The 15,314-nt window shown below is 66.4% G+C and carries 14 protein-coding genes and 1 pseudogene; 9 read left to right on the forward strand and 6 right to left on the reverse strand.

From position 1 onward, the window contains the following. The first annotated feature begins 97 nt into the window (after positions 1-97). From ABC766_RS24340 to ABC766_RS24370, 7 genes are all read left to right on the forward strand, one after another. Positions 98-832 carry a hypothetical protein gene (locus ABC766_RS24340; protein WP_043378406.1) on the forward strand — a complete coding sequence of 245 codons (735 nt, stop codon included), beginning with the start codon at positions 98-100 and terminating at the stop codon, positions 830-832. Further along, positions 829-2,874, forward strand: a complete 2,046-nt coding sequence (locus tag ABC766_RS24345) for an AAA family ATPase (protein ID WP_051975897.1) — start codon at positions 829-831, stop codon at positions 2,872-2,874. The genes ABC766_RS24340 and ABC766_RS24345 overlap by 4 nt, the downstream gene beginning before the upstream one ends. 272 nt (positions 2,875-3,146) lie before the next feature. Beyond that, positions 3,147-3,914, forward strand: a complete 768-nt coding sequence (locus tag ABC766_RS24350; RefSeq protein WP_139239451.1) for a hypothetical protein — start codon at positions 3,147-3,149, stop codon at positions 3,912-3,914. Between the two features lie 166 nt (positions 3,915-4,080). Next, positions 4,081-4,383: a hypothetical protein gene (locus ABC766_RS24355; protein ID WP_139239450.1), complete on the forward strand. Its 303-nt coding sequence runs from the start codon at positions 4,081-4,083 to the stop codon at positions 4,381-4,383. A 161-nt stretch (positions 4,384-4,544) separates the two neighbouring features. Then, positions 4,545-5,951: a tyrosine-type recombinase/integrase gene (locus ABC766_RS24360; RefSeq protein ID WP_081948537.1), complete on the forward strand. Its 1,407-nt coding sequence runs from the start codon at positions 4,545-4,547 to the stop codon at positions 5,949-5,951. Beyond that, the gene (locus ABC766_RS24365) at positions 5,948-6,703 is read left to right on the forward strand and encodes a tyrosine-type recombinase/integrase (protein ID WP_158713260.1); all 756 of its coding nucleotides are present in this window, start codon (positions 5,948-5,950) and stop codon (positions 6,701-6,703) included. Before ABC766_RS24360 ends, ABC766_RS24365 begins: the two co-directional genes overlap by 4 nt. Before the next feature lie 328 nt (positions 6,704-7,031). Further along, positions 7,032-7,352 (forward strand): DUF6634 family protein, encoded by a 321-nt coding sequence (locus ABC766_RS24370; RefSeq protein WP_081948535.1) that lies wholly within the window; start codon positions 7,032-7,034, stop codon positions 7,350-7,352. Between the two features lie 1,417 nt (positions 7,353-8,769). On the opposite strand, the gene ABC766_RS24375 is transcribed toward ABC766_RS24370, so the two are convergent. Together ABC766_RS24375 and ABC766_RS24380 are read right to left on the reverse strand one after the other, a co-directional pair. Continuing rightward, positions 8,770-9,156: an SPW repeat domain-containing protein gene (locus ABC766_RS24375; RefSeq protein ID WP_043378397.1), complete on the reverse strand. Its 387-nt coding sequence runs from the start codon at positions 9,154-9,156 to the stop codon at positions 8,770-8,772. 107 nt (positions 9,157-9,263) lie between these two features. Then, entirely contained in the window at positions 9,264-9,809 is a 546-nt protein-coding gene (locus tag ABC766_RS24380) for a carboxymuconolactone decarboxylase family protein (RefSeq protein WP_043378394.1), read from the reverse strand. Positions 9,810-9,905: 96 nt separating this feature from the next. Here ABC766_RS24380 and ABC766_RS24385 point away from each other — a divergent pair, with 96 nt between their 5' ends. Then, the gene (locus ABC766_RS24385) at positions 9,906-10,724 is read left to right on the forward strand and encodes a helix-turn-helix transcriptional regulator (protein WP_043378391.1); all 819 of its coding nucleotides are present in this window, start codon (positions 9,906-9,908) and stop codon (positions 10,722-10,724) included. Between the two features lie 205 nt (positions 10,725-10,929). Here the strand turns inward: ABC766_RS24385 and ABC766_RS24390 are convergent, their stop codons facing one another. Together ABC766_RS24390 and ABC766_RS24395 are read right to left on the reverse strand one after the other, a co-directional pair. Further along, complete coding sequence (locus ABC766_RS24390) at positions 10,930-11,415, reverse strand: GNAT family N-acetyltransferase (protein WP_342462660.1); 486 nt, start codon at positions 11,413-11,415, stop codon at positions 10,930-10,932. Between the two features lie 668 nt (positions 11,416-12,083). Further along, positions 12,084-12,755, reverse strand: a complete 672-nt coding sequence (locus ABC766_RS24395) for a TetR/AcrR family transcriptional regulator (protein ID WP_081948533.1) — start codon at positions 12,753-12,755, stop codon at positions 12,084-12,086. Between the two features lie 135 nt (positions 12,756-12,890). Between ABC766_RS24395 and ABC766_RS34030 the strand changes: the two are divergent. Next, positions 12,891-13,721: pseudogene (locus ABC766_RS34030) on the forward strand (FAD-dependent oxidoreductase); the annotation flags it as partial. Between the two features lie 69 nt (positions 13,722-13,790). Here ABC766_RS34030 and ABC766_RS24405 read toward each other — a convergent pair. Both ABC766_RS24405 and ABC766_RS24410 read right to left on the reverse strand, forming a co-directional pair. Then, positions 13,791-14,959 (reverse strand): IS3 family transposase gene (locus tag ABC766_RS24405; protein ID WP_089231281.1). Its coding sequence is split into 2 segments (ribosomal slippage): positions 13,791-14,692 and positions 14,692-14,959, totalling 1,170 coding nucleotides; the frame shifts between segments, so codons are not numbered across the junction. Further along, a complete protein-coding gene (locus tag ABC766_RS24410) occupies positions 14,928-15,281 on the reverse strand; it encodes an ABC transporter substrate-binding protein (protein ID WP_043378379.1) in 354 nt (117 codons plus the stop codon). The genes ABC766_RS24405 and ABC766_RS24410 overlap by 32 nt, the downstream gene beginning before the upstream one ends. Between the last annotated feature and the right edge of the window lie 33 nt (positions 15,282-15,314).

Raw genomic sequence — 15,314 nt, forward strand, 5'->3', positions numbered from 1 at the left:
ACCCGACAGGTGCCTCATGCGGAACGAGAACGTCGTCGTGTTCCCGACCGGACGACCGATGCCACGACTCACGAACGACCGAGGAAGAGTCGCGACCATGGCACGGAAGCTGGCGTCCGCACTTCGGCGCCGGCAGTCCGTATCCGGGCGCCAGCCTCTCTCCATCGAACTTCGCGATCTGACCGGCGTGGCCGACGAGACGGTGGACATGTTGTCGGCTCTCGCCCGAAGCCGGGTCCTCACGCCTGCCACGGCGGCGAGACTAGCGATGCGTCATGCTTTCGAGATCGGGCGCCCCTGGTCGGAAGCCGCCGGTGCGCACGACGCGCGGCCTCACGGCCAGCGATTCATTTTCGCCGGTGACGTGTTCGGGCGCTTCGCGATCAGAATCGAGGACCGGGCGAGCTGTGCCTGGGTGGCTCGGAGCGGGTTCGCCGATCTCGACCTGCTGTGCGGTCTGTGCCCTCCAGAAAGCGGTACGCTTCAGCTGGTGCACAGCCTGGATCCGAACGGCCGTCCTACGATCGATGTGAGCATGGCACGACTTCGGCTCGACGATCAGAGGCGCGCAGACCACGGACAGGATCCATCCGAGAAGCGGCAGGTTGTTTGGGTGGGCGGGCTGCCTCTCTCGGCACAGCGCCGGGCCCTGGCCGTCGCCGGCATCGAGGACGCGCTGCGGCACGGCGGAACGCAGGTTCGAACCGCCGCGCCGTGGTCATGCAACTTTCCAGCCGGGGAGGTGGAGCGCGCACGCGAAGCCCGCCGTCACCTCTTTCTCATCGGAATCGCGTGTCCCGGACTCGTCGGAACGACCGGGGGAACGAGATGAGCGGCCAGGGTCCGATCCCGTCCCTCGGCCGTTCGAAGGGCACGCAGCGGCCCGCGGAAGGCGGGCCGACGACAAGCGTCGCCTTCGCGGAAGATCGCCCGTCAGGCATCCTCGCGATGCTTCGGCTTCTCGACTCTAGCCGTCGAGCGGTCGATGTCGACCCGGACGAGGCCGAGCCGGGTGCCTCTTCGTCCCACCTACCCGACGACCCGGCCGAAATCGCAGCGGCGATCCTGTTCGGTCGCGCCATCGAGCGGGACCCCGCGATACTGGATCGGATCCGGGAGCGCTCGCCGGTACTCATCGTGGATTGCCCCGACGACAGCTGGCTCGAACCGATGACGAACGTCCTCGTACGAGGTTTCGGGTCCGGATCCACGCTATGGAAGCGAACGCCCGGCATGCAGCGAAGTGCCGGCCAGGCGGTGGTCGTGAAGGGGCGGTCCGACGACGTTCGGATCAGAGCCGAGACGCCGGGCGTCGACGTCGGACGAGCGTTTCGGAACTTCCAAGCCTTGATCTGCGTCGCGGCCCCCGGCCGATCACGGCTGCCCTTCGAAGTGGAACGATCGTGGGAGGAGCGGATCCCGCTCGGCCCGCTCGAGCCCGACGATTTGACCATGATTGCAGCCCGGATCGTCGGGTCGGATCCGAAGACGACCGTTCCTGCTTCGATCGCGGCGCGGGTCGACGCGACGGATCTCCGGATCGCGCTGCATGCCTCCCGGGGAGCGGACGGGTCCATCGACCGGCTCAGGGCGATCGTGGAACGCAGAGTTTCGAAGCCGCCGGCCGCTCCTACGCCGCGTCTGTCGCATCTATCGGGTTACGGCGCTGCGGCCGAATGGGGGATCGCTGCAGCGGCAGATCTGGCGGCGTTCGGCAGAGGTGAGCTGCCCTGGGCGGATTGCGAGCCCGGTGCGCTACTGAGCGGCCCGCCGGGCGTCGGCAAGACCATTTTCGCATCGGCACTGGCGAGAGAAGCGGATGTACCTTTCATCGCAGGTTCGTTGGCACAGTGGCAGGCGGAAGGCGAAGCGCACCTTGGGACCACGCTAAAGGCGATGATCGGCTTCTTCCGCGAGGCGCGAAAAATGGCGCCTTGCGTCGCGCTCGTCGACGAGCTCGACTCTTTCGGAGATCGCCGCAAACTCGCGGATTACAACCGCAGCTACGGGGTCCAGGTCATCAACGGCTTCCTGGAATGTCTCGACGGCGATGGCGGCCGGGCCGGCGTGCTGATGATCGGCGCGACCAACGACGCCACTCAGATCGATCCCGCGATCCTGAGAGCGGGACGATTCGATCGGGTGATCGCGATCGCCCGGCCCGCCCTCGAGGAACTGCCCGCCATCCTGCGCCACCATCTCGGATCGGATCTCGTCGCCTCCGATCTTCGGCCCATTGCCCGAAAGGCGTTGGGCGGAACCGGCGCCGACTGCGCCGCCTGGGTGCGGCGCGCCAGAGGCCGGGCCCGCCGCGCCGGACGGCCTCTCGTCGAGAACGATATCCTCGTGGAGATCGCAGGCTCAGCCGGACGCGCACGAGTCGAGGACGAGAGACGGGTGGCGATCCACGAATGCGGGCATGCCGTAGCCGCGCGGTCGCTCGGCCTGTCGATCGGCGATCTGGTCCTGCGCTCGCCCGGACACGGGGGGGGCGGCTACATGGGCTTTGCGCCCCCCGGGGTCGTGACCCGACACGTGCTCCGGAACATGCTCATCGTTCTCATGGCGGGACGTGCGGCCGAGATACTCGCGTTCGGCGACCCTTCCGCCGGAGCCGAGGCGGATCTCCTCGCCGCAACGACGCTCGCGCGCGACATGCACGTCCGCTGGGGTTTGGACCGGCGGCTGTCGGCGGATGGCGGACGCATGGTCGACCCTGCGGTGGGGACTCTCGTCGAGAGGGCGCTGCGGTCGGCGGCGAAGTCCGCGCTGGCCCTCCTGGGGACCCGACGTGAACGACTCCTGGAACTGGCCGAGATGCTCGAATCGCGAAGGTCGCTCGCCTCGGTCGAAGTCGAGGAGTTTCTCCGCTGACGTTCCGATGATCGGCGACGCGACCCGCCGGTCCTCGATGCGGTCGACGACCGGAGGTGCGTCGCCGACCGGTCGGTCCTTCCGATCCAAGTAGCGCGATCGTCGCGACGAACCGATCGCGACTCCCAACATGATGTGCAGGAGGAATCGCGATGCTGGAGAAACGTCCGCGTCCGTTCCGAGGAATGATGGCCGGCACACGGGACGAAGGGTACGTCTCACTCGAGTTCGTCTCATCGGGCGTCGCGCTCCATGCATGTCCGATATGGTCGATGGATCGTCTGCTGGACCTTCCTGCAATGCTTGGTCCCGGCTTGTACATCCTGGTCGGGATGCCGGCACCGCAATCGACGAAGCTCAGAGCTGTAGTCGGCGAATCGGGCATGCTTCAAGAGCGTCTCGCCGCACACGCCGCTGACCCGACGCTCGATTTCGTTTGGGACGCGTGCGTCGCGACCGGGCCGCGCATCATGAACGAGACCGTTCGACTGATCCTCCAGCGCGCGTTCGTCGACGAGATCGCCAACCATGGTTTCGCGACGATTGCGAACAGGCAGGACGCGGAGAGGTTCACGGCCACGGAACACGACATCGCCACGGCGGCGCAGGTGACCGAAGATCTACGCCCGCTCCTCGACATGGCGATGCCGGGACTCGTCGCGGCGGTCGAACCGGTGAAGGCGCCGATCGGCGCGCGTGTGGTCATGGCCCCGCGCGGCCTCGATCCCCTCGGTCTCGTCCGAACCACACATACGATGCGTTGGCGGGGCGCGCTGGCGACCGCGACGATGCGCGGCGGTGAAACCGTGCTTCTGCCCGGCTCGCGGATCGTCGCGGACGTATGCGCGAACACGCAGTGGTTGCGGGAGAAGCGGATCGAACTGATCGGATCCGGCGTCCTCGTGCCCGGCGACGACGCGCGGTACCTCACCGTCGCCGCCTTCGTCACTTTCCGCAGCGCACGCGAAGCGACCGCCTTCGTCACCGGCGGGGCGTCCGCGTCCGCGCGTCTCACCTGGATGCCGATCGATGAACTCTGAAGCTCCCGGCCCGGATCCGGACGCGTTCGGAGGCGACCGGCCTCGGGCCGCAGACCGCGGCCAGCGGCATGAGCGTCCAAGCCGCGGCCGGATCGACGACCGTGCGGATCCTCTTCGACGCCTCGTCGGAAGGCCGGCGGTCGATCAATGGGCCGACGACGAGATCGTGACCCTCGAAGAGGCGCGCGCTCTGTTCTTCCCGAACGGCCCGCTGACGGTCAAATCGCTTCGTTCGGCGGTCCGTCTCGGTCAACTCGCATCCGCTTCGATCGCAGGCAGGCTCTACACGACGCCTTCGGCGGTCCGCTCGCTTCTCGAGCCGCAGCTTCGTCGGGATGCGAAGGACACGTGCGGATCGGCCGAAAGCATGGACGACCGAAGGAGCCCGCGATCGGATCGAGAGGCGGAGGTGCCGTCCGTCGCCCGCCGCCGGGGTCGCAAGCCGAAGCTGCTCCATCGATCCTGGTAAGTCGCGCTGAATCTCTACCGCCGGCTTTTAGAAGTGAGACTATGGTCTCATCAACCAGACTCCAAAGCGAGGTCCGGCGGAGGGAATAGAAGATCTTCCCGTTAACATCTCGAGAACGACTGCACCTTGATGTTCCGCTGACCGAAGCAAGGGATCGGGCCATGGCTGGAAGAAGGAAACAGGCGGGTGCGCGGCTCTGGTTGCGCAAGCGCGACGAACAGGATTCTTCAACGTGGATGTGGTATATCATCGACGGAAAAAATCAGCTCAGTCTGGGCCTGTTCTGGGATCCGCATGACCCCGACGGTACGAAGGCTGATCTTCTGCTTTCCGAGTACAAGGTGGACAAAGCGAAAGGGCCGCGAACGGCGGCGGCGCCATCCAATGCGGATGAGATTCCCCTCGACGACATCCTCGACCACATGGAGGCGTCCAACCCTGAAAAGGCGGGCGCGACGGATGCAGAGATCCGCAATCGCACGAACCTCCTGTTCTGCATTTCCGAACTTCGAAAATACTGGAGCGGAAAGTACCTGTCCGATGTCACGGCGCAATCCAGTGTTGAATACCGCAACATCAGAACGGGTGTGCGCTGGAAGAATCAGACGAAGGAGTCCGATTCTTCCAAGATCCGCGTAACCGGAACACAGTCGGCTCGCAGAGAGCTCGAGGTTTTGAACTCGGCGATCCAGCGCTATGCGCGCGAGAAGAACCTAACCGCGATCAGACAGGCCGAGCTTCCGCCGAAAGCTCAGCCTAGGGACGAGTGGTTGACCTACGACGAGGTCGCCCGCCTCCTCCTAGCGTGCCGTGGGCGTCGTTGGGATCCCGAGGCGGACGACTGGATTCGCGACGCTCGCGGCCGTCTCGTCATCAAGGATCCCTACACACGGCGCCGACGTGCCGGGATCGCCCGTTTCATATTGCTGGCAGCTTGGACCGGAACACGGCACGACTCGGTGCTCCGATTGCGCTGGAAGAAAAACGACTCGGCCGGATACGTTTCAGGCGATCTGAGGACATTGTTTCGCAGAGGTGATCGCGAGGCCGATACCTCGAAAAGCCGCAATCCTTGCAGAATCCCAACATCGCTTCAGGCACATATACGTCGTTGGCAGGAGAACGACGACAAGCGCGATCTTCTGAACATCGTCCATCAGCAAAATGGTACAGGTTACAATGCGTACATTCAAATAACCTTCAAGCAGATCGTCAAAGACGCCGGACTGGACCCCGAGCGCATCACCCCTCATACTCTCCGGCACACTTGCGCGCACTGGATGAAAAACGAGGGGGTGCCGATCTGGGTTGCGGCGGACTACCTCTCGATGACGGTGGAAACTCTCGAGAACGTCTACGGTTCGCATACGCTCGACTCCCACGAGTTGGTCGTGGACGCATTCGCTCATCGAAAGCGGCAGGTGTCGCCGGACCGCCGGAGCAATGCATCCGCAGCTCCCGTCACATTACGGGTGCCGAGCGACCCCGGCAGATCCAATGGTCGTGGTGACAGATGGACGCGCGATTGGCGCATGTCCAAGCGACCGAACCGGCGACGTACGCCATGATCCCGTCGTTCGCGGCTCTGCCGTTCGACAGGGCGACCGCTCTGGCGCTGATCGATCCTGTCGTCCATGCACGACCGGACGTTCCTCCCTCAGCGCAACGCTGTCTTGCGGCTGCTCTGGCCGTCTCCATAGGAACAGGGGCAGGACCGGACGAGCTATGCGCCGTCCACCCTCACGATCTCGGGACAGAAGCCGGCATCGCGACGATCGTGGTCGGTGCGCGCCGCTCGATCCACGGCCGGGACGCCGCCAGAACGGTTCCGCTGCTCAAGCCCGTCCGGAACGTTCTGGAAGCGTACATGCGCGACCGCCGGAAATATGCGACCGGCGGGAACGGCCTGTTCATGTTGTCGGCGAAGCAACCACTTGGCGCGGCCGATCTCAGGACTGCGATCGCGCGCTGCGCTCGGGACAGGTCGCTCGGAAAGGGTGCGCAGATCCGGTCGGCGCGGCTCACCTTCGCCGCGGCACTCATGCGGGCCCAGGCGACCGAGGATCTCGTCGCCTACCTGACTGCGCGCGGCGGACGGGCCCGACGCTCGAGAGAGGAGTTCTATCTGCGGCAGAGGTCGCCGCACTTCGTACTGCGCCTGCTCAATCGGCATCACGTCTTCGGCGCCCGTTACGACGAAGTCGCAGGTTCGGCGGCGGCTCGGTCGGTCGGCGAAGCTCCGGTATCTCGGTCCGGGGACGATCCGGATTCCGTTCCGGCTCCCGGGCTGTCGACCTGGAAGGTCGGGACTCAACGATGAAAGGCGATCTCCGGCGAGGCGGTCGGTTTCGAAGCCGCCCGGAAGTCCGTGTCGCCGAAGGCGATCGGCAGTCGCACGCCGGGATCCGGCGCTGGCTTCGGACGGGACCGCTCGGTGACGTCGTTCGAGCCGCGATCAAAGGAATCGCGCCCGTGCGAGTTTCGGGCGCGCGCGGGAGGATCGGGGCCCAGTTGCCGCACGATCCGTCCCGACGACGGCCGACGATGGCCGATGTCGCATCGCCGCGTTCGGAGGCGCGATCCTGCCGACCTCGATGCGCTCTGTCGCCCCCCATCCGACCACGGTGTCGGAACGAAGGACATCGATCATGTCGGTCCTGCACAAGGGTCCTGGCCCTTTTCCCGAACTCGCCCGCATCGCTGCCCGCCATCGTCGGTTGGCGGAGGATCTCGAACGCATCGCCGGCGGCCACCATCCCGGTGCCGACGATTTGAGGGATGCGCCACTCCTGATGGAATGGAGGCTTCGCTTGGCTCCCGCGCCACACCTCGTCGGCATCGTGCTCGGTCATCCTGTCATACCGGACGGAGAACTCTGCAGAACCAGCGAACTGTTCACGCTCGAACCGGACTTGGGTTACGCGCGCACGAGGTCGAGGTTCTACAGGCTGGGAGAAAGGGCCAACTGAACTCCGCTAGGCGGCGCGACGATCGTGGCTGCAGGTCGCTCCTGGCCGGTTCTCCTGCCGGCCTTGCCGGCGGCTTCCGGAAGCCGGCTGTTTGCATCTCGGGTCGGACGCCTGGGGATCCCGATTCCCTTCTCCGTGCGGGCCCACGTCGCCTGCGAACGCGTGGGCAGCCCAGCGTGGTCGGCTCGGCCGAGACCGTTGCCGATCGGAAGCCGGACGGCGCCGCGCCCGGCACCCGCCGCCGAATCGCGAATTGCGCGAACGAGGCTCCGGGCACGACGTCCGACGCGAAGTGGCGATTGCTGCCGCATAGAATGGCCGGCGCTTCATGAGGCTTCGATGGTTCCGTCGCGGATGAGATACGGGGAGGCGGCGCACGCTCAGGTTGGGCGCCCCGTCCGATCGGGCCGCATGGGGCTTAAGTGCCGTCGCCCGTCCGCCCGGCCGCGCCACTCCTTCGGATCGCGCGGCCGGACGTCGATCGGACGCGGGCCGAGGTTGCCGGCCCGCGTACGCACGAACGGGGCATCCAATTGCCAAAACCATTGCCAAAACCCATTTTTCGGCTCGGTTCCGCTCTGCGTGATCGCGATCTACCTCATGGGGCCAACCTCGCTCGACTCCGGCGCCGCACATCGCGGCCCCGCCTGGAGCGGCGGTCGAAGTGCGGCCTCCGCTCCTTCCGGTTCCTTCCGGTGCCCTCCCGTGCCACGGTATCGATTGCCTGGCAATGGATTGCCCTGTTCCTTTTGGCCGTCCAGACCTGATGGAACGGTGCACCAAACCCGCCGGCCTCGGCCCGATGCACGATCGCGCAATAGTCTCGGTCGATCGTTCCTTTGTGACGGCCGCGAAGTCTGCCTCCGAACGTACTACCTCAGATTGCGGAGCGCCCGAATGAGGGCGCGAGGTCGGAAGCGGATCGAGTGCCGGAAGTTCGGCATTTAGCTTCGCGTTCGGCGTACCGTCGTCCGATGAAGTTCTCGTGGAAGGGACATGGTGGCTTCCGAGTAAGGTCGCTCTCCGGCGCGGCTACCGGCCGGAAATCAATGCTTGGTATCCGTAGCGAGGGGCTGCTTCCGACCAGGCTTTCGGATGGTCTGATTGCCGGCAATCTGATTGGCGCCGGGACGACCGAGAATGGCCGAAAGCCGCTGATCCGCTTTGCCGTAAGTACGCCGGAGAAGCGGGCAGTCGGGCGCCTGCACCCGCTTGCACGATCGACAGCGGATCCCCGCGGTATGTGCAGCACAAAGACAACGCACCGACGCGCCTCGATGAGCCGCGCGTCCATGGTGGTCGTCATGTCCGGCTCCTCTCCGCCTGCGCATCGGCCTAACCCACCGGAGGATGATCCAGGCGAATGAAATGGCGGCCGAGCCTGCGTCCAGCCGCCTCAGGACTGGTCATCCGGAGCTCAAGCGTCGGCGAGAACCGGAGCGCGGTCCTCGGTCTCGGGCGCGTTCAGGACGAACGTCACCAGCAGCACCGCCGCGCCATTCGCCCAGTAGTAGATCGCGTCGAGGCCCTCGAAGCCAAGCACGAACGGCGCGACGATGAAGGTGGCGCCGACCAAGCGATCGACCGCCACATGCAGCCAGTAGGGCAGCACGCGGATGACGCCGGTCTTGTGGTCAGTGAGGAAGGTCAGCGCGAAAGCGGCGACGCCAGTCGCGACCGACAGCCACAGCGCCAGCGGGTTGGTCTTGCCCAGTCCCAGCAGGAACGGGGTGATTATCAGGCTCAGCGCCACCGGATAGTCGAGGTAAGCGTGGACGGTCTTGGTGACGAAACGGAAGTTCATGACACTCTCCTGTTGGCTTTGCGAACGCTCGTCATGGCGAGGCCGCAGTTGATGGACGTCGAGGGAGTCGGACGCGGCGGCTAGTAAGACGCCGCGTCCGCCGTGGGTCAGGCCGCCAGCGCGACGTCGACCTTGGGGAAGTCGATGTCGGTCAGCGCGACGTTGTTGGTGAAGTTGGTGAGGACATTGATCGCCACATTGGCGATCACCTCGACGAGCCGGCCATCGTCGAGGCCGGCCGAACGGGCGGCGGCGATGTCGGCGTCGCTCACGTGGCCCTTCGCCTCCGCCACGCGCTGGGCGAAGGCGGCGACCGCGTTGTCGAGCGCGTCCTGCGCCTTGCCGTGGCGGGCGGCATGGACGCCTTCGGGCGTCAGGCCCGCGCCCTTGCCCATCAGCGTGTGGGCGGACAGGCAGTAGTGGCAGCCGTTGGCCTGTGCGACGGCAAGCGCGATGATCTCGCGCTGCTTGGCCGTCAGCGCGCCCTTGGCGAGCGCGTCGGAGAAGCCGAGATAGCCGTTCAGCACGGCGGGCGACTGCGCGAAGGTGGTGAACAGGTTCGGCACCATGCCGATCTTGGCCTTCACGGCCGAGAGCGTCGCCTGGACTTCGGCGGCGGCATGGGCGGTGTCGATGGGAGCGATACGGGGCATCGGCGAGATCCTCGTCTTGGTTTGTGCGGCTTGCACGCCCGCTCTATGCCGAACGACGCGGTAGCGTAGGTCCCGAGAACGTTGCCGATCGTCCCGATGGATCACCTCGCCGCCCTCTTCGCCCACGCCACGCCCACCGCGCGGACCTTCTTCACGGGCAACCTATGCCAGGCGGTAGAATTCGCCGAAGGCGGCCATCTGCACTTCCTCAACGCCGGCACGCTGACGCTCGCGCAACGTGGCGAGCCCGACCTTATGCTCTCAGAGCCGACGCTGCTGTTCTTCCCGCGCAGCCGCACCCACCGCTTTCTCGTCGACCCCGAGCGTGGCGCCGACCTTGCCTGCGCTGCCGTCGACCTCGGCGGCGAAGCGGGTAGCCCGATCGGCGAGGGGCTGCCGGCGTTCGTGGTGCTGCCGCTCGCCAGCCATCCCGCGCTCGGGCCGACCTGCGACCTGATCGTCGACGAGGCCTTCGCGGAGGGCGACGGCCGGCAGACGGCGCTCGACCGGCTGTTCGATTACCTGCTGATACTGATCGTGCGGCACGTGGTGAGGAGCGGTCTCGTCGACGGCGGCGTCCTCGCGGGGCTCGCCGACACCCGGCTGGCGCGTGCGCTCACCGCGCTGCACGAGGCGCCGGGCAAGCCTTGGTCGCTCGAGAACCTCGCCGAGGTGGCCGGCATGTCGCGCACCCGTTTCGCGGAGCGCTTCCGCGTCGTTGTCGGCCGGACACCGATCGACTATCTCACGCTCTGGCGGATGACAGTGGCGCGCCAGCGCCTCGCCAAGGGCAAGTCTGTCAAGAGCGTGGCCGCGGAGGTCGGCTACGACAGCCCCGCTGCGTTTTCGCGGGTGTTCTCCCGCATCGTCGGGCACTCACCGCGCGAACAACAGGACAGCGCATCTCCTGAGTAAGCCTGCTTTGATGCATCCGCCCTCCGGGAGCGGTCGGGCGGAAATCCACCCGTCCAAGGCGTTCAGCTACCCCTTGACGTCAGCAGGAGCTGGCCGATTCGGTCCGCCCGCTTCGGAGAAGGGCCGCCGGAACAGCGAACGCTCCGCTTCCGACCCAAGTCAGGCGAACACGCCGCCGCCCATTGAGCGCCGTTGCGTCTGAGGGTCAGCCCGCCCGCGTGATCGGCCGGGCGAAACGTTGCTCCAGCACCTCTACCCCCCATTGCTGTCCGGGCCGCTCCTCTACAAGCCGGAAGCCGTGCGACTCGTACAGGTGACGGGCGGCATGTAGGCCCTGGAACGTCCAAAGGTGGACGGCGTCGAAGGCCCGCAGCTCGCAGAAGCCCACAGCGGCGGTCAACAGCCTTCTGCCGACGCCGCCACCGCGCAATCCGTCATCGACGATGAACCAGCGCAGATGCGCGATGCCCGCGCCGATGTCCTCGCCGTCGATGGCCACCGTGCCGACGATCTGCCCCCGGCGAACCGCGAGCCAGAGGCCGTTGCAGGGATGATCGAGTCGATCTGCGAAATCGGCCAGACCTGCGGCGATGCGTGCCTCGAACGCGCGTCCGAACCCCGCAATCCTCGCGTAGTGCTGGGCGTGCATCTCCGTGCAGCGCGCGAGAGCACCGCTCTGGTAGCCGGCCACGAGGGTCACTTCGGGCGGATGCGTCGAGACCTCGGGCGCCCCATCCGTCTGTCGCAGATCGTGCGTCATCGTTCAGCTTAGTCCCCCGGGCGGTGCGCCGACATCATGTTATCCAACCCTCGCCATTCCTGGTCTGGAGTCCTCCGCGACCCGACCGATCCGCCTGTCATGGGTGAAGGCATCCGATGAACGAACAACCGCGCCGGCGCTTCTCGGCGGTCTCCCGAGCCTGCGGGCTGGATCGTCCAATAACGCCGTGCTCTTGGCTGTGGCCCAACCAGGCGATCACGGCTTGAGCCGCCGGGCGCCGGCAGATCGATCGAGATTGCGGCGCAAGAAGCGGGATGCGCGACCCCGTGGACGCGGTGCAGACCGGATGGCCTTCCGCGACTGAACCGTCCCGCCAAGTCCACTTCCGTGAACCGCAGCATGACCGCGTCCGAGCAGACGATTCTGCTCGCCCTATCCGTACGTTGGGGCGGATCGTTCTTCCTCACGCGCGTCGCGCTCTCGGTGCTGCCGCCGACGACCCGCTCCGCCCGAGGCGGGAACCTCCGGCCGAGCCGTTGCGGAGAACGGCGGCTGCGCCTTTCTCGTATGCCATCGTGAACCCCGATCGTTGCTGTGGCTGCATTCTCCGGGACCTGGTCGCGCAATGCCGGTGCTGCTCAGCCGCGCGTCCTGGCCTGCTCGCCGAATCGGGGCGATGCCGTCATCCGGGGGAAGGCGCGCTCGACGATGTCACCCACGCGGTCGGGCGCGCAGATCGGTCCGAGCACCTCACGATAGAGCGGATCGGAGATCACCGTGGCCGACCCGACCAGGGTCGCCACGAACTGGAACATCAGGAGGTCGAGGTCCACCTCGACCATCCATCCTGCGGCCTGCGCCTGCCGCAAAGTTGCCCTCTGCTTCTCGGCGAACCGCATCATCTTGGCCTTAAGGCCCGGGCTCGCGCATCGGACGACCTCCGGGTTCCGGACCGCGTTGTAGTGTGCGGGGTGTTCGTTGGCCCATTGCAGATAGGCGCTGGCGAGCGAGCGAAGCTGTTCGACCGGATCACCGCCCGATGCGGCCATCGCCGACTCAGTCGCCGCGATCAGCCTGTCCACGCCGTCCTCCGCCAGCGCGGCGAGGAGGTCCGTCCGGGTCTGGAAGTGTCTGCCGGGTGCAGCGTGCGAGACGCCGAGGTCGCGGGCGAGCGCCCGCAGACTCAGCGCCTCGATTCCCTCCGCACCTATCACCTCGGCCGCCCGTTCGAGCAGCGCATCGCGCAGGTTACCGTGATGGTAACGCCGCGCGCCGGATGGGCAGCAGGATTCGCGATCCAATGTTGACACAGCCTACAAAGGCTCCCAGTTGTGTGTTGTCGCTGACAACATAGCGGGTCGCGGCGCCGTGGCAATGATCCGAGGAGATCATCGTGTCGTCCCTTCCTCAAAGCACCGAAGTCCTTATCTGCGGCGCCGGCCCCGTTGGCCTCACGCTCGCTCTCGGCCTCGCGAAGAGGGGGCGTCAGGAGCATCGTCGTCGATCAGAAGCGGGAGCTGGACACTCACTCCCGCGCAATCGCGCTGTTTCCACGGACGCTGGAAATCTTTCGGTCGCTCGGCGTGGTCGAGGATTTGATCGTCAGCGGCGAGCAGTCGTCCCACCTCCGGCTGCGCCGCGCGTCAGACCGCAAGACCCTCATCGACTTCGACTTCGGAACCTACGACCCGATCACGCAGTGTAACTACTTGCTCGCCATCCCTCAGAACCGCACGGAGCGCGTCCTCTTCGAGCACGCCCAGCGCAACGACAGGATCGAGCTGCGTATGGGATGCTCGTTCGTTCGATTCGAGGACGATGAGGCCGGCGGGTGCGTGCATGTTCGTCTTCGCGAAGGGGAAGGCGTCGAGAGCGTCGTCGAGGCGCGATTCCTCGTGGGGGCGGACGGTTCCCACAGCAGCGTTCGGCAGCAGCTCGGCTGGGAGTTGCAGGGTAAGACCTACGCGACTCGAGCCGTCCTTGCCGATGTCGAGGTGAGCGAGGAGGCGGACACCGCGGACGGGTGGCTCGCCGAGCCCGATCGCCCGTCGCTCCTTATGTCGATCCGGTATGCGCCGCGGATATGGCGCTTGATCGAGCAGGGCATTCCCGACACGCTGACGGACGCCGAGCTCGCCGATCACGCGCGAGAGCTGACAGAGGTTCTGTTCGGCGAGGGGGCCTGGCGGAAGACGGTGTGGACCTCGGCCTACCGCAAGCACGAGCGCGTGGCGCCTCATTTCCGGAGCGGGCGCGTGCTGCTGGCGGGGGACGCCGCGCACCTCAACAGCCCGGCCGGCGGGCAAGGTCTGAACACGGGCATCCGCGATTGGACTTGCTTCAGTTTAGTGGAGAGCGGTGTGGTGGGCGATGCCCCTTTCGAATTGGGTGGGGCTGGTGAAGCCGAGCGCCGAGTGACGGCGTCGGGGATTGTAGAAGCCATCGATGTAACGGGCCAGCGCGTCGATGGCCTCGGCTCGCGTCTGGAAGGCGGTGCGCCAGACCAGTTCGCTCTTCAGCGTCTTGAAGAACGTCTCGACCATCGCGTTGTCAAAGCAATTCCCCTTGCCAGACATCGAAATCACGATGCCATGTCCTCGTAGTTCCGCCTGATACTCATTCGCACAGTACTGACTGCCGCGGTCGGAATGATGCAGCAAACCTGGTCCGGGCTGCCGGACGACGAGGGCACGTCGCAGCGCAGTCAGCGCGAGCTCCTTGTGAAGACGGTCGCCCACCGCCCAGCCCACGACCCGTCGAGAGTACAGGTCGAGGACCACCGCCAGGTACAGCCAGCCCTCCCGCGTCCAGATGTAGGAGATGTCGCTCCCCCACTTCCGATCCGGCCCAGCCGCCGTGAAGTCCTGGTCGAGGTGGTTGGGCGCGATCGGGAAGGCGTGGCCGCTGTCCGTCGTGCGTCGGAAGCGGCGCGGCTGGCGGGCCTTGAGCCCGTTCTCCCGCATCAGCCGGGCCACGCGTCGCCGGCCTGCCGCCAAGCCCTGCTCGCGCAACTCATGCGTCATGCGCGGGCTGCCATACGTCTCGTGCGAGAGCGTGAAGGCGGAGCGAACATGGGCAAGCAGCACGAGGTCCTCGCGCTGCCGTGCCGAAGCCGGACGATTCTTCCAGGCAAAGTAGCCGCTCGGACTGACGTCGAGGACCTTGCACAGGCGCGCGACCGGGAAGTCCTTCTTCGCCGCGTCGACGAGGCGGAACCTCATCGACTTCCCTCTTTGGCGAAAAAAGCCGTGGCCCGCTTCAGGATCTCCCGCTCCTGGCGCAGCACCTCGTTCTCGCGGCGCAGGCGCTTGAGCTCGGCGGCCATGTCCTCCTGCCGTTCCGCCGGCGGGTGGTCCATCTCCCGCTCACGTCGGCCGTCGATCCAGTTGCGCAGCGTCGAGAGCCCGACGCCTAGATCGGCGGCGACTTCCCGGCGGGACCGCCCGCTCGTCTGCGCCAGTCGCACCGCCTCGGCACGAAACTCAGGGGTAAAGGTTTGCTTCCGGTCTGACATCGGAACCCTCCTCCTTCAGGAAAAGAGCTCTCCACTTTTGCGAGGCAAGTCCAATGTCGGGCTTGTTCTGGTGGTCGGCGCCGACGATCCGGATGGCGACCCCGGGCAACAGCGCCGCCGCCTCCTCCGCGGTCATGCGGGCGGCCAGCTCCGAGCCCGCGCCCGACTTGTCCGCGTAGACGCTCGATCGGTCGCCGAGCACACCGATCTTGACGACGCCGTCGGAGAAGGCCTCCGCGGCCGGAGCACCGGTCGGGACGAGGGCCGCCGCGAGCGCGCGGAACGCGGCGGCGCGGCCGCGCGCGCCGAACCGTCCGGTCATGGTCGTCCTCCCCGTGTCGTGACGCTCGGGCTT

It is taken from the genome of Methylobacterium fujisawaense, assembly GCF_039619325.1.
GTDB classification, from domain to species: Bacteria; Pseudomonadota; Alphaproteobacteria; order Rhizobiales; family Beijerinckiaceae; genus Methylobacterium; species Methylobacterium fujisawaense.